At 67.0% G+C, this 14,115-nt stretch carries 11 protein-coding genes; 2 read left to right on the top strand and 9 right to left on the bottom strand.

What is annotated here, in order from left to right; all coding sequences use genetic code 11:
• Positions 1-76: 76 nt before the first annotated feature.
• From ACQR03_RS16630 to metF, 5 genes are all read right to left on the bottom strand, one after another.
• Positions 77-1,099, bottom strand: coding sequence for an HlyD family secretion protein (locus ACQR03_RS16630; protein ID WP_434841733.1), 1,023 nt, complete (start codon positions 1,097-1,099; stop codon positions 77-79).
• Entirely contained in the window at positions 1,096-1,815 is a 720-nt protein-coding gene (locus ACQR03_RS16625) for an ABC transporter ATP-binding protein (RefSeq protein WP_315713789.1), read from the bottom strand. Before ACQR03_RS16625 ends, ACQR03_RS16630 begins: the two co-directional genes overlap by 4 nt.
• Entirely contained in the window at positions 1,812-2,945 is a 1,134-nt protein-coding gene (locus tag ACQR03_RS16620) for an ABC transporter permease (protein ID WP_316169534.1), read from the bottom strand. Before ACQR03_RS16620 ends, ACQR03_RS16625 begins: the two co-directional genes overlap by 4 nt.
• Before the next feature lie 325 nt (positions 2,946-3,270).
• Entirely contained in the window at positions 3,271-7,140 is a 3,870-nt protein-coding gene (metH, locus tag ACQR03_RS16615) for a methionine synthase (protein ID WP_434841732.1), read from the bottom strand.
• Entirely contained in the window at positions 7,140-8,057 is a 918-nt protein-coding gene (gene metF / locus ACQR03_RS16610) for a methylenetetrahydrofolate reductase [NAD(P)H] (RefSeq protein ID WP_315713792.1), read from the bottom strand. The genes metH and metF overlap by 1 nt, the downstream gene beginning before the upstream one ends.
• Before the next feature lie 371 nt (positions 8,058-8,428).
• Here metF and ACQR03_RS16605 point away from each other — a divergent pair, with 371 nt between their 5' ends.
• A complete protein-coding gene (locus ACQR03_RS16605) occupies positions 8,429-9,448 on the top strand; it encodes an LLM class flavin-dependent oxidoreductase (protein ID WP_315713793.1) in 1,020 nt (339 codons plus the stop codon).
• A gap of 372 nt (positions 9,449-9,820) precedes the next feature.
• Here ACQR03_RS16605 and ACQR03_RS16600 read toward each other — a convergent pair whose 3' ends face one another.
• Positions 9,821-10,486: an NAD(P)-dependent oxidoreductase gene (locus tag ACQR03_RS16600; protein ID WP_316169531.1), complete on the bottom strand. Its 666-nt coding sequence runs from the start codon at positions 10,484-10,486 to the stop codon at positions 9,821-9,823.
• A gap of 78 nt (positions 10,487-10,564) precedes the next feature.
• Positions 10,565-11,422: an SDR family oxidoreductase gene (locus tag ACQR03_RS16595; RefSeq protein WP_316172673.1), complete on the bottom strand. Its 858-nt coding sequence runs from the start codon at positions 11,420-11,422 to the stop codon at positions 10,565-10,567.
• Between the two features lie 101 nt (positions 11,423-11,523).
• Between ACQR03_RS16595 and ACQR03_RS16590 the strand changes: the two genes are divergently transcribed.
• Complete coding sequence (locus tag ACQR03_RS16590) at positions 11,524-12,447, top strand: LysR family transcriptional regulator (RefSeq protein WP_316172754.1); 924 nt, start codon at positions 11,524-11,526, stop codon at positions 12,445-12,447.
• Here ACQR03_RS16590 and ACQR03_RS16585 read toward each other — a convergent pair.
• Together ACQR03_RS16585 and ACQR03_RS16580 are read right to left on the bottom strand one after the other, a co-directional pair.
• On the bottom strand, positions 12,428-13,288 hold the full coding sequence (locus tag ACQR03_RS16585; RefSeq protein ID WP_316169528.1) for a prephenate dehydratase: 861 nt from the start codon (positions 13,286-13,288) through the stop codon (positions 12,428-12,430). The genes ACQR03_RS16590 and ACQR03_RS16585 overlap by 20 nt on opposite strands.
• Positions 13,289-13,309: 21 nt before the next feature.
• Complete coding sequence (locus tag ACQR03_RS16580) at positions 13,310-14,050, bottom strand: 3-deoxy-manno-octulosonate cytidylyltransferase (protein ID WP_316172672.1); 741 nt, start codon at positions 14,048-14,050, stop codon at positions 13,310-13,312.
• Between the last annotated feature and the right edge of the window lie 65 nt (positions 14,051-14,115).

The raw sequence follows: 14,115 nt of genomic DNA, 5'->3' as shown, positions 1-14,115 counted from the left end.
GCGCGTGCGAGCGACCTTCCCCCTCCAGGGGAGGGTGGGCAGCAGCGCAAGAGGCGTGGGCCGAGCGGCGCGCCCCTCACGGCTTGAAATACACGTCCACCTTCATACCCACCGCGAACGGGCCCGGCTCGGCGAGATCGACCAGCACTTCCACCACGTCGACGTCGGTCATGTTGCGCTGGCTGAGCGCAGCAGTGCGGCTGCTCTCGACCAGCGGGGCGATGGCGGCGACCTTGCCGGCGACGTCGCGGCCGCGGAAGGCGTCGGAGCGGACCACCGCCTGCTGGCCGACCTTGATCTTGTCGAGGTCGCGCTGGTCGAGCTCGGCGCGCACGCGCAGCGAGGACGTATCGCCGAGCAGCACCAGCGGTGGCGTCGTCTGCGGCGAAGCGATCTCGCCGGTGCGCGCATTGACCTGTAGCACCGTGCCGTCGAGCGGCGCGCGGATGGTGAGCTTTTCCAACGTGGCGCGGGCGCCCTGCAGTTCGCTGCGGGCGACGTTGAGCTGGCCCTCGGCGCTGATCGGCAGTGGCGCATCAGCGGTGACCTTGCGCAGCTCGTCGGCCTGCTGCTCCAGCTTCGCCTGCGCGGCTGTCAATTGCGTGCGTGCGGTGTCGACATCGGCATCGGTGCCGCGCCCGGCGCGCCGCTCGGTCACGGCCTTGTCGAGCGCAGCACGCGCGTCGAACACCGCCGCCTGCGCATCGGCGAGGCCGTCTTCGGCGCGGCGCCGGGGACCCGCGCCAGACGGCGTCGACTCCTTGTTGCGCACGCGCTTGCGCATCGCGACCTGCGCCTCGGCGCTGGCGAGCTGCGCGCGAGCTTCGCCATCGCTGAGCCGCACCAGGACCTGGCCGGCGAACACGGTCTCGTTTGGCCTGACCAGCACCTCCTGGATCAGCCCAACCACCGGCGCGCCGAGCTTGATCAGGCCGGATGCCGGCTCGACCCGGCCGGGTGCGACGGCCAGCCAGCGTTCCTCCTGGGCATTGGCGGCACGCGCCGTCGGTGGAATCGAGGTCGGCGTGACGATGATAGCCAATGCAGCCGCGGCGACGAGCCCGAGCAGGTGAGCGCGTTCTGGAATTCCCGATATCATGCGTGCGAGACTTTCTTCATGGACTCGCCGCCGCTCTCCTCGCGGACGATGCGGCCGTCCTCGATGTGAATGACGCGATTGGCAAACGGCAGGATGCGCGGATCGTGCGTCACCACGAGCACCGCGCGCGACGGATCCTTGGCGATATCGGCGAGCAGGGTCATGATCGCCTGACCGTTGGCGGTATCGAGTGCGCCGGTCGGCTCGTCGGCGAGAATGACCTGCGCCTTGCCGACGATGGCGCGGGCGATCGCGACGCGCTGCTGCTCGCCGCCCGAGAGCTGGCGCGGGAACGACCGCTTCTTCGGGCCGAGGCCGACCCGCTCGAGCACCTCGCGCGCCGCCAGTTTCGCGGCCCGCGCGCGTTCGCCGCGCACGTCGAGCGCGAGCCGCACATTGTCCTCGGCGTTCAACGTCGGAAACAGATGATAGGATTGGAAGATGAAGCCGATGCGCTCGCGGCGCAGCTTCGCCAGCGCCTCGGGATCGAGCCCCGCGACCGGCTGGTTGGCAACCCGCACGGCACCGCCATCCGGCGTCATCAGGCAGCCCAGGATCGACAACAGCGTCGTCTTGCCGCTGCCTGAGGGGCCCATCAGCAGCGCCAGCTCGCCGCCCTTCAACGACAGGCTCACGCCCTTCAGCGCCTGCACCCGGCCGGCCCCCTGGCCGAGGTGATGCACGAGATCGGTGGCCTCGAGCACGGTGTCGGTCATCGCGAGAACACCAGGGTCGGGTCAATGCGCATGACCTTGAGGATCGCCGCGATCGCCGAGCCGACGCACATCGTCACCGTCAGCACGAACAGCGCGACCGTCAGCGTCGGGGTCATGATGACCGGCAGCGCCGATTCCGCGGTCGCGGCCGCCACGATCCTGCCGATCGCCGCAGCGCCGGCGAAGCCGACGATGGCGCTGAGCAGCGCCTGCCAGATGATGACGGTGTAGATGTAGCGGCTGGACGAGCCGATCGCGCGCAGGGTCGCGAACTCGTTGATGTGATCCTTGGTGCTGGAATAGAGCGTCTGCGCCACGATCACGGTGCCGACGATGAGGCCGAGCAGGGCGCCGGCGAACAGCGCGGCACCCGCGCCGGTGCCGAACAGCCAGAACGAGCGGCTGCGGCTCGCGAACTCGGCTGCGGTCAGCACGTCGACATTGGACAGGCTGTCGCGCAGCGCCCGCTGCACGGTCCAGAGGTCGGCCTCGGCCGCCAGCTTGACCACCAGATAGGACGCCTTGTTCGAGGCGATGCCGGTATAGGCGCGGGCGCGGTCGACGTCGGTGAACACGTAAGGCGTTGTCGTGAACGAGCGGATGCCTTTGGTGACAGCCATCACCTGCACCTTCTGGTCGCGGAGCTCCGCAGCCTGGCCGGCGCCGCCGATGCCGAGCCGCTCGAAATAGGTCTGGTCGATGGCGACCGCGCCCGGCACGGACAGGTCGTCCAGCCGTCCCTCCACCACGTTCCAGGGATGCAGCCCGAGCCCGCGCAGTTCCGAGCCGACCACGAAGACCGGCGTCGTGGTGCCCTGCGGCAGCCGCCATTGCGCATAGCCGATCACCAGCGGCGTCGCCTCCGCCACGCCGGGAACAGCAAGCGCGCGGAACCGCTGCCGCTCGTCGAGCAGCGAGGGGTCCTCGAAGCATTTGGTGCCGACCGGCATGATCCACAGCTCGGCCGGGGAATGATCGATCATGGTCGTGACCATCCGGCGGAAGCCGACATAGAGACCCATCTGCACGGTTACCAGCACGATCGAGAAGATGATGCCGATGATGGTCGCGATGAAGCGAAGCCTGTCATGGAACAGGTTTCGGGACGCAAGCCTGAACTGCAACGACATGAACGAAAAACCACCCGGAGGCCCCGGCGGCATTTCAGCCGGTTACCGGGGATAAGTCCACGCTGCATCGCATGGCACCGGCTGTGGCGCTTTGTCATTCGCGGCGGCCGTGGCGCGGGGGACACGGAGGAGGGGCGTCCAAGTGCAGCGTGTGAGCCGAGCAGGGGGCGTCATAACCGCTGTCGTCCCTGCGAACGCAGGGACCCATAACCACAGGGAGATGTCGTTTTGCGCGATATCAGCCACCGCGGACGACGGGTAGATCACGCGGTATGGGTCCCCGCGTTCGCGGGGACGACAGCTGTGGATGGGGCGACCGCGCCGGCTACTTCGCGCCAACCGCCTTCTTGCGCCAGGCAAGATGCACCGCGCAGGTGCAGCCCGCGGGGTGGCTGGCGAGCTCGGCAGGGGCGGCGTCGTTGGCTGCGGCGGGAGCGGGCGCAGCGGTTGCGCGAGGCGCCTCGGCCTGCTGGCCGCCCCTTGCCGGAATGTAGTTCAGGATCGGCGCCAGCCAGCGCTCGACTTCGGCGACAGTCATGCCCTTGCGCGCGGCGTAGTCCTCGACCTGGTCGCGCTCGATCTTGCCGACGCCGAAATAGAAGCTCTCCGGCGAAGCAAAATAGAGGCCCGACACCGACGAGCCCGGCCACATCGCAAAGCTCTCGGTCAGCCGCACGCCGGCATTCTTCTCGGCGTCGAGCAGCTCGAACAAGGTCGCCTTCTCGGTGTGGTCGGGTTGCGCCGGGTAGCCGGGCGCGGGACGGATGCCGTGATACTTCTCCAGGATCAGATCGTCCGGCGAGAGCGCCTCGTCCGGGGCGTAGGCCCAGAACTCGCGGCGGACGCGGGCATGCAGGCGCTCGGCGAACGCCTCGGCGAGGCGGTCGGCCAGCGCCTTCACCAGGATCGAGGAGTAGTCGTCATTGGCGTTCTTGAAGCGGTCGGCGACGGCATCCTCGCCGAGGCCTGTCGTGACGACGAAGCCGCCGACATAGTCCGGCACGCCGGAACCCACAGGCGCGATGAAGTCGGAGAGTGCGGTATTGAAGCGACCCTCGCGCTTCTCGAGCTGCTGGCGCAGCGTGTGCAGCGTCGCGATCTGCTTGGTGCGGCCCTCGTCGGCATAGAGCACGATGTCGTCGCCGGCCGCATTTGCCGGCCAGAAGCCGATCGCGGCGCGGGCCGTGAACCACTTCTCGTCGACGATGCGCTTGAGCATCTTCAGCGCGTCGTCATACAGCGCGCGCGCGGCCTCGCCGACCTTGGCGTCGTCGAGGATGCCAGGAAAACGACCGGCAAGCTCCCAGGTCTGGAAGAACGGCGTCCAGTCGATATAGGGCACGAGCTCGGCGAGGTCGTAGTCGACGAACGTCTTGGTGCCGAGGAAGGTCGGCTTCACCGGCTTCACCTTGGCGAAGTCGATCTTCGGCGCGTTGGCGCGGGCGTCCGCGAGCTTCAGCCGCTTCTTGTCGGCCTGGCCGCGCAGATGCGCAGCGGCGATCTTCTGATACTCGCTGCGAACCTCCGTGGCGTAGGTATCCTTGCGCTCCGGCGACAGCAGTGAGGAGGCGACGCCGACGGCGCGGCTGGCGTCGTTGACGTGAACGACCGGGCCATTCTGGTAGTTCGGATCGATCTTGACCGCAGTATGGACACGGCTCGTCGTCGCGCCACCGATCAGGAGCGGCACGTTGAGACCCTGGCGCTCCATCTCCGAGGCGAGATACGCCATCTCGTCGAGCGAGGGCGTGATCAGGCCGGAGAGACCGATGATGTCGGCGTTCTCGGCCTTGGCCGTGTCGATGATCCTGGCCGCGGGCACCATGACACCGAGGTCGATGACCTCGAAATTGTTGCACTGGAGCACGATGCCGACGATGTTCTTGCCGATGTCGTGGACGTCGCCCTTGACGGTGGCGAGCACGATCTTGCCGGCGTTGGAGCGCTCGTTGGCCCGGCCCTTGTTGGCAGCCTTCTCCGCCTCCATGAACGGCATCAGATAGGCCACCGCCTGCTTCATCACGCGCGCGGACTTCACGACCTGCGGCAGGAACATCTTGCCGTCGCCGAAGAGGTCGCCGACCACGTTCATGCCGGCCATCAGCGGGCCTTCGATGACGTCGAGCGGCCGCGTCGAGGCGGCGCGCGCCTCTTCGGTGTCCTGCTCGATGAACTCCGTGATCCCATGCACCAGCGCGTGGCTCAACCGCTTGTCGACCGGCCATTCGCGCCAGGCCAGATCGGCCTCCTTGGTCTGCTTGCCCTGGCCGCGGAATTTCTCGGCCAGCGCCAGCAGCCGCTCCGAGGCGCCGGGGTCGCGGTTGAGCACGACGTCTTCGCACACCTGGCGCAGCTCCGGATCGATGTCGTCATAGACGATCATCTGGCCGGCATTGACGATGCCCATGTCCATGCCCGCCTTGATGGCGTGATACAGGAACACCGAATGCATGGCTTCGCGCACCGGCTCGTTGCCGCGGAACGAGAAGGAGAGATTGGAGACGCCGCCCGAGACATGCGCATGCGGCAGGTTCTGCCGGATCCAGCGTGTCGCTTCGATGAAGTCGACGCCGTAATTGTTGTGTTCCTCAAGTCCGGTCGCGATGGCGAAGATGTTGGGATCGAAGATGATGTCCTCAGGCGGAAAGCCGATCTGCTCGACCAGGATCTTGTAGGCGCGGGCGCAGATCTCGGTCTTGCGCTTGTAGGTGTCGGCCTGGCCGGTCTCGTCGAACGCCATCACGACCACGGCGGCGCCGTGGCGACGCGCGATCTTCGCTTCGTGAATGAACTTCTCCTCGCCTTCCTTGAGCGAGATCGAGTTCACCACCGGCTTGCCCTGCACGCATTTCAGGCCGGCCTCGATGACGTGGAATTTCGAGGAGTCGACCATCACGGGAACGCGGGCGATGTCCGGCTCGGCAGCGACGAGGTTGAGGAAGGTCCGCATCGCGGCTTCCGAATCCAGCAGGCCCTCGTCCATGTTGACGTCGATGACCTGGGCGCCGTTCTCGACCTGGTCGCGCGCGACCTGCAGCGCCGCGGTGTAATCGCCGGCGGTGATCAGCTTGCGGAATTTGGCCGAGCCCGTGACGTTGGTGCGCTCGCCGACATTGACGAACGGAATGGCGGGCGTGAGTTCGAACGGCTCGAGGCCCGACAGCCGCAGCCGCGGCGCGATCTCCGGCACGGCGCGAGGCTTGTGCGGGGCGACGGCGGCGGCGATCGCCGCGATATGTTCGGGCGTGGTGCCGCAGCAGCCGCCGACGATGTTGACGAGGCCGTCCCGCGCAAATTCGCCGATCAGTCGCGCCATGTAGGCCGGCGTCTCGTCATACTGGCCGAACTCGTTGGGCAGGCCGGCATTGGGATAGGCACACACCAGCGCGTCGGCGACGCGGCCGATGTCGGCGACATGGGCGCGCAGATCCTCGGCGCCGAGCGCACAGTTGAAGCCGATGGTCAGCGGCCTGGCATGCCGCACCGAATTCCAGAACGCCTCCGGCATCTGGCCCGAGAGCAGGCGGCCGGACTTGTCGGTGATGGTGCCCGAGATCATCACGGGCACGTCGATGCCGCGCTCCTCGCAGAGCTCGGCGATGGCGTACAGCGCCGCCTTGGCATTGAGCGTGTCGAAGATGGTCTCGAGCAGCAGGATGTCGGCGCCGCCGTCCAGGAGCCCGCGCGCCTGCTCGCCATAGGCGAGCCGGAGGTCGTCGAAGGTCACGGCGCGGTAGCCGGGGTTGGAGACGTCGGGCGAGATCGAGGCGGTGCGGTTGGTCGGGCCCATTGCGCCGGCGACGAAGCGCTGTTTGCCGTCCTCGGCCGCAACGCGGGTCGCGGCATTGCGGGCGAGCCGGGCGCCCTCGCGGTTCAGCTCGTAGATGATGTCGGAGAGGTCGTAATCGGCCTGCGCGATCGAGGTTGCCGAGAAGGTGTTGGTGGCGACGATGTCGGCCCCGGCGCGCAGATATTGCGCGTGGATGTCCTCGATGGCGTCGGGCTGCGTCAGGATCAGCAGGTCGTTGTTGCCGCGGAGGTCGCGATGGAAGTCCTTGAACCGCTCGCTGCGGAAGGCGGCCTCGTCGAGCTGCAGCGCCTGGATCATCGTGCCCATGGCGCCGTCGAGGATCAGGATGCGCTTGGCTGCAGCGGCAAGGAAGGCGGTACGCGCTGGAGATACAGGGGTGGACATCAGGCGGCAGCCTTGTTGGCGGACTTCGGACGGATGCCGAGCAGATGGCTGATCGCGAACACGAGGTCGGCGCGGTTCATGGTGTAGAAATGGAAGGTGTCGACGCCATGCTTGGCGAGCTTTTGCACCTGGCCTGCGGCGACGGTCGCCGCGACCAGCTTGCGGGTCTCGGGATCGTCGTCGAGACCGTCGAATTTTTCGGCCAGCCAGTCCGGCACCGTCGTGCCGGCGCGCGTCACGAAGCCACGCGCCTGCTTGAAATTGTGCATCGGCATGATGCCGGGCACGATCGGGATCGTGATGCCGCGGGCGCGGACACGGTCGAGGTAGCGGAAGTAGAGATCGTTGTCGAAGAACACCTGGGTGATGGCGCGGGTGGCGCCGGCGTCGACCTTGGCCTCGAGCATGTCGATGTCGGCGTCGAAGTCGCGGCTCTCGGGGTGCTTCTCCGGATAGGCCGAGACCGAGACCTCGATGTCGGGATGGCGCTTCTTGATGCCGGCGATCAGCTCGGGCGAGCTCTGATAGCCCTCGGCATGGGTGTAGTAGGGCGTGCCGATGCCGCCGGGCGGATCGCCGCGAAGCGCCACGATGTGGCGGACGCCGACCTCGTGATAGCGGTCGACGACCTCGTCGATCTCGTGGCGCGAAGCGCCGACGCAGGTGAGATGCGCCGCCGGCAGCAGCGCGGTCTCCTTCAGGATGCGCGCGATCGTGGCGTGGGTGCGCTCGCGGGTCGAGCCGCCCGCGCCGTAGGTCACCGAGACGAAGCTCGGCTCCAGAGGGGCGAGGCGCTCGATCGAGGCCCACAGCGTCCGGTCCATCTCCTCGGTCTTCGGCGGGAAGAACTCGAACGAGATCTTCGGCCGGATGATTGCGGAGTGGCCGTCGGCGATGGCGGTGGCGAGGTCGGTCATGGCAGCGCAGGTTCCCGGTGGCGCGTAAATTTCAACTCAAGAGGGGATCGCTCTTTGGATGTGGGAAGATAAGGGAAGTGCGTCGCAATAGACAGCCCACCCTAAATGGGATTTAGCCCACTTGTATGTATTTTGATGACTTTTGTCCGCTATCATCGATCATGTGATGGGCAGATAAAATGTTGATGTTTCAATGTGTGTTGGCTGTGGGTGAACGGATTTGATCGAGATCGAGTGTGGGATGTTTCGAGGGCGACGTTGTATACAATGTCCGCGTCCCAACTCGGGATGATGTCGATCCCTGCATTTCCAGCAGGGCTCCGCCGCGGTTGGCCCATTGTGGCACGCCGCGCAGTCATTAGGTTGAAGCCATGATCCCGCTTTCAGTGCTCGACCTCTCCGTCACGACCACCGCCACGCCTGCCTCGGCGGCACTGCGCAACAGCATCGATCTGGCCCGCCATGTCGATCAGCTCGGCTACGTCCGCTATTGGCTGGCTGAGCACCACAGCCTGCCGTCGGTGGCGAGCCCGTCGCCCGACATCATGATTGGGCAGATCGCGGCAGCGACGCAGCACATCCGCGTCGGCTCCGGCGGCGTCATGCTGCCCAACCATGCGCCGCTGGTGGTCGCGGAGCGCTTCAAGATGCTGGAGGCACTGTTTCCCGGCCGGATCGATCTCGGCCTGGGCCGCGCGCCGGGCACCGACGGCACCACGGCCTATGCGCTGCGCAGCCGGCTCGACCGCCGCGAGGGCGACGACTTCCTGGAGCGGCTGCATGAGCTGATGCTGTGGGAGACCCGCGAGTTCCCTGCCGGTCATCCTTACAACAACGTCATCGCCATGCCCGACGACGCGCCATTGCCGCCGATCTGGCTGCTCGGCTCCAGCGACTATTCCAGCGAGCTGTCGGCGCAGCTCGGCATGGGGTTCGGCTTCGCACATCATTTCGCCAGCCACGACGCCGTCGACGCGATGCGAACCTACCGCGCCCATTTCACGCCGTCGCGCTGGCGGACACAGCCGCATGCGATCCTGGCGGTCGCGGTGGTGACGGCCGAGACCGACGCCGAGGCGGAGCGGCTGGCGTCGTCGATGGACCTCAACCGCCTCAGGCGCGACCGCGGCCAGTTCCTGCCGCTGCCGAGCCCCGAGGAGGCCGCGGCGTACATGTATACAGACGCCGACCGCGCCTCGATCGCACGCAACCGGTCGCGGCTGTTCGTGGGCAGCCCGGCGACGGTGCGAGCCAAGCTCGATCCGATGATCGCGGCAAGCCAGGCCGACGAGCTGATGGTGATCACGGCGACCTTCGACCACGACGCCCGCAAGCGCTCCTACAGCCTGCTTGCCGACGCCTTCGGCCTGGAGCGGAAGGCGGCGGCGTAGTCCCGCACGAGCCCAGCAGCCGATGAGTTCTGGATCGTGCAGCATCAAGATTCAGCTCTCCCCGACGGGGCTAGCGTGAGCACGCATCTCGAAGTCGGATCCAGTCACTTCAAGGCACGGACGGTGGGCTCCCTCGCCCCGCTTGCGGGGAGAGGGGGGCTCTCCGCGAGCACCGCATTCGCGGAGAGCCCCCCTCACCCGGATTGCATCTTTCGATGCAATCCGACCTCTCCCCGCAAGCGGGGCGAGGTAAAATCCCGTCGCCGCGAAGATGTGTGCTCGAACTAGCCCCCACTTGGACGAACGGAGTTCGTGCAGAGAGTTGAGGCGAACAATGGCGTGATCGGGACTTCGAAGCGCGCCGTGCCGGTCTCACCACGTGATTAGCGGCGAACGACGCAGGAAGCTGTCGTCGCTCACCTGGTCCACCGCGAAGCGCGCGACATCGGCCCGCGCGATCGTGCCGCCGTGAAAACCTGTGAGGTCCGTCAGCGCGCGGACCGTCTGGCCGCCCGGCTTGTCGTTGAGCATGGCGGGACGGACGATGACCCAGTCGAGCCCGCTATCGCGGATGATCGCCTCCTGCCGGTTCTTGTCGGCATAGACGTTGCGCAGCAGCAGCGGCAGGATCAGCCGGTCGTAGACGAAGCCGCCATGTCCCCGGCTGTCGCCTGCGCCGATCCCGGTGATGGCGACAAGGCGCGCAACATTCTCGGCCTCCATCGCCTTGACGAGCGCCCGCGTCGATGTCGAGAGCGTGGTGACCTCGCGAAACGGGCTGAGCGAGGTGCCCAAGGAACTGATGACGACATCCTGTCCCTTGAGCGCCTTGCGAAGCGTGGCTTCGTCGCGCGCATCGCCGACGATCAGTTGCGCGCCTTGCAGGTCCCCGGCCTTGTCGGGCGAGCGCACCAGCGCGGTGACGTGATGGCCGCGCGCCAGCGCGTCGCGCACGATCAGCCGTCCGGTGCCGCCGGTGGCGCCAAGCACGAGGATGTTAGACTTGGGTGTGGTGACATTGCTATCTTGACTGGTCATGATGATCTCCATGGAGGGGGCGCATTCGCGGAAGCGCGCCGCGCAATTTGGTTTCGGGGGATGATGAGCGGCTCGGCTTCAGGCCGTGGCCGAGATCTCGGCGACAAAGTCGCGGTACGAGCGCCGCGGCCGGCCCAGCAGCGTGGTGAGGCGCGCGACGTCGCCCTCGCCCGGCACCATGCCGTCGGTCAGGAAGCGCTCGGCCATCAGTCGCATGTCGAACGCCATCCAGCTCGGCATGACCTGCCGGAGGTTGGTCTCGAACTGCGCGGTGTTGTCGCCGCCATAGGCGATCGTGCGGCCCAGCACGTCAGACCAGATCGCAGCGGCATCAGCGTCGGTCAGCGTGTCCGGACCGACCAGGTTGATGCGATCGAGCGGCAGCGGCACGGCTGACTGCTCGCGGCGGATCAGCTCGATCGCTGCGATCTCGCCGATGTCGCTGACGTCGATCATCGCGAGGCCCTTGGCTCCGATCGGCATCGGGTAGACGCCGTAGTCGAGCACGACGTCCTTGATCGCGAGATCGTTGTTCATGAAGTAGGCGGGGCGCAAGATGGTGGCGTTCAGGCCCATCCGCTCGACGGCGAACTTGCCGGCGAAGTGCGGCACGTTGACGTAGACGTTGCCGTGGATCACCGACAGATAGACGATGCGCTCGATGCCGGCCTCGCGGACCAGATTGAGCGCGATCAGCGCCTGAGTGAATTCATCAGGCGTGACGGCGTTGAGCAGGAACAGGGTCGAGACGCCCGAGAACGCGCCGCGCAGCGAATCGACGTCGAGCAGGTCGCCTTGGGCGATCTGAACGCCCGCCGGAAGCTTGGCCTTCCCAGGATCGCGGACGAGGGCGCGGACATCGGCCCCGCGCCTGACGAGTTGTTCGACGACGCGACGGCCGACGGTTCCAGTGGCACCGGTCACGAGGATGGTCATGGGATCACTCCGGGGTTGGTGTTGAGACACCCGGAAGATATCGATCCAAACGCGAGCCAATAGGCGCTATATTTGGACATGTCGTCTCATTGATGGAACAGATGGATCTGCTCGCGCTCGCCGATTTCACGCTCGTCGCCCGCCACGGCGGCTTCGGCCGGGCCGCCCGCGCCAGCGGTCGTCCGAAGGCAACGCTGTCCCGCCGCGTCGCGGAGCTCGAAGCGAGCCTGGACATCAGGCTGATCGAGCGCGGCGGGCGCACACTGAGGCTGACCGAGGAAGGGCGGGCGCTGTTCGAGCGCACGGGCGCGCTGCTGACCGAGCTCGACGAGACCGTCGGTGCGATAGCCTCAGGCGGCGATCAGCCGCGCGGCCGGTTGCGGATCAGCGCGCCGCTGCTGTTCTCGCAGACCGCGATGGGTAAGCTCGCCGCTACGTTCGCGCTCAGATATCCGGAGGTCCGGCTCGAGGTGACGACCGACGACCGCGCCGTCGACATGGTCGAGGAGGGCTATGACCTAGTGATCCGGGTCAATCCCGATCCCGATGAGAGCCTCGTCGGCCGCATCTTCCTGCGCGATCGGCTGGTGGTCGTGGCCAGCCCAAGCCTGACGCGGCCGGCGGACGGCGCGCTCGTTCCTGCGGTTGTTCGTAGCACCGAGCAGATCGCAGCGTGGGACGTCATGGCTGCAACGGGATCGTCGCGCATCGCGATCGATCCGATCCTGCGGTTGTCATCGCTGATCATGGTGCGCGATGCGGTCCGTGCCGGCGTCGGTGCCGCATGCCTGCCGCTCTCGCTCGTCAGCCACGATCTGGCGGCTGGCCGGCTGGCGCATTGGGGCGATTTGGACGCGCCAGCGGTTGCGCTGTGGGCGCTGTATCCGTCGCGGCGGCTGTTGAGCGCGCGCGTCTCCGCCTTTCTCGACCATCTGAAGCAGGCATTCCCGGTGGGAACGCCGGCCGAGCTGGCGGCCTATGTGGAGCCGCGGGATGACGGTCCGATCATTCCATCCGCTCGCTGAAGGTCGCGCGGAACGGATGCGCCGGATAGACGCCGACGATGCGCAGTTCGCGCGAGAAGAACTTCAATTCCTCCAGGGCGAAGGCCAGCCCCTTGTCGTCGGGATGGCCGTCGACGTCGGCGTAGAACTGCGTCGCGAAGAAATTGCCGTCGACCATGTAGCTCTCGAGCTTGGTCATGTTGACGCCGTTGGTCGCGAATCCGCCGAGCGCCTTGTACAGCGCAGCCGGCAGGTTGCGGACGCGGAACACGAAGCTCGTGACCAACGGCCCGGAGTTCTGCTCGGCCCATTGCTCCTGGCGCGCCAGCACGACGAAGCGGGTGGTGTTGTGGGCCTCGTCCTCGATGTCCTCGGCGAGGATGTCGAGGCCGTAGATCTCGGCGGCGAGGCGCGAGGCGATCGCCGCGACGCTCCTGTCGCCGCGCTGGGAGACGTCCCGGGCGCTGCCCGCGGTGTCACCGGCGACGATCGGCCGGACGCCGAGCTGGCGGATGATGCGGCGGCACTGGCCGAGCGCATGGACGTGGCTCTCGACCGTCTTGATGTCGGCGAGCCTGGTGCCCTTCAGCGCCATCAGCTGGTGGCGGACCGGCAGGAACCACTCGCCAATGATGTAGAGGCCGGAGGCCGGCAGCAGGTGATGGATGTCGGCGACGCGGCCGGCGACCGAATTCTCGATCGGGATCATGCCCAGGTCAGCCTCGCCGGAGGAGATCGCGCTCAGCGCGTCCTCGAAGGTCGCGCACGGCATGGCCTCGGCGGTCGGATAGGCCTCGGAAATGGCGATGTGGGAATTGGCTCCCGGCTCGCCCTGGAATGCGATTTTCAAGATCTTGCTCATGAGGGGCCTTGTAGCAGCAGCTTAGGACTTGGACAGCAGCCGGCGTGCGGTTTCGAGGTCGGCGGGGGTGTCGACGCCGCGGGGCACGGCGTCGACGACCATCACGTCGATGCGCATGCCGGCTTCCAGCGCCCGCAGCTGTTCCAGCTTTTCCTGTTGCTCCAGCGGCGACGGCGGCAGGCTGACGAAGCGCTCCAGCGCCGCCCGGCGGTAGGCGTAAAGCCCGATGTGATGGTACCTCGGTCCGTCGCCATACGGCGCCGTGGCCCGGGTGAAATACAACGCGCGCATGCGCCGGCCGCCGAGAGGCGAGCCGACCGCCTTGACGACGTTCGGATTGAGGCTCTCCTCCTCGGTATGGATCTGCGCGGCAAGGGTCGCGATGTCGACGGCGGGATCGTCCAGCGGCGGCAGCACGTCGCTGATGTTCTGCGGGTCGATGGTCGGGAAATCGCCCTGCAGATTGACCACGATCTCGGCCTCGCGCGCAGGGTCGAGCTTGCACATGGCCTCGTAGATGCGGTCCGACCCGGAGGGATGATTGGGCTTGGTCATCACCACCTCGCCACCCGCCGCCGTCACGGCGTTCGCGATCTCCAGCGTGTCGGTTGCCACGGCCACGCGGCCGATCGCGGCCTCCTGCGCGCGCCGGAGCACCTGCACGATCATCGGCTGGCCGGCGATGTCGAGCAGCGGCTTGCCGGGCAGGCGGGTCGAGGCCATGCGGGCAGGGATCAGCACGAGGATTTTGGACTTGGTCATCCGGGAAACGGCAGGTCGGAGCCGGTCGCAACAGCGCGGGCCGGACTGGATGGGGACAGCAGGGG

It is taken from the genome of Bradyrhizobium sp. HKCCYLS3070 (genome assembly GCF_051167575.1).
In the GTDB taxonomy this organism is placed as follows: Bacteria; Pseudomonadota; Alphaproteobacteria; order Rhizobiales; family Xanthobacteraceae; genus Bradyrhizobium.
This window is presented reverse-complemented; position numbering and strand designations above follow the sequence as displayed.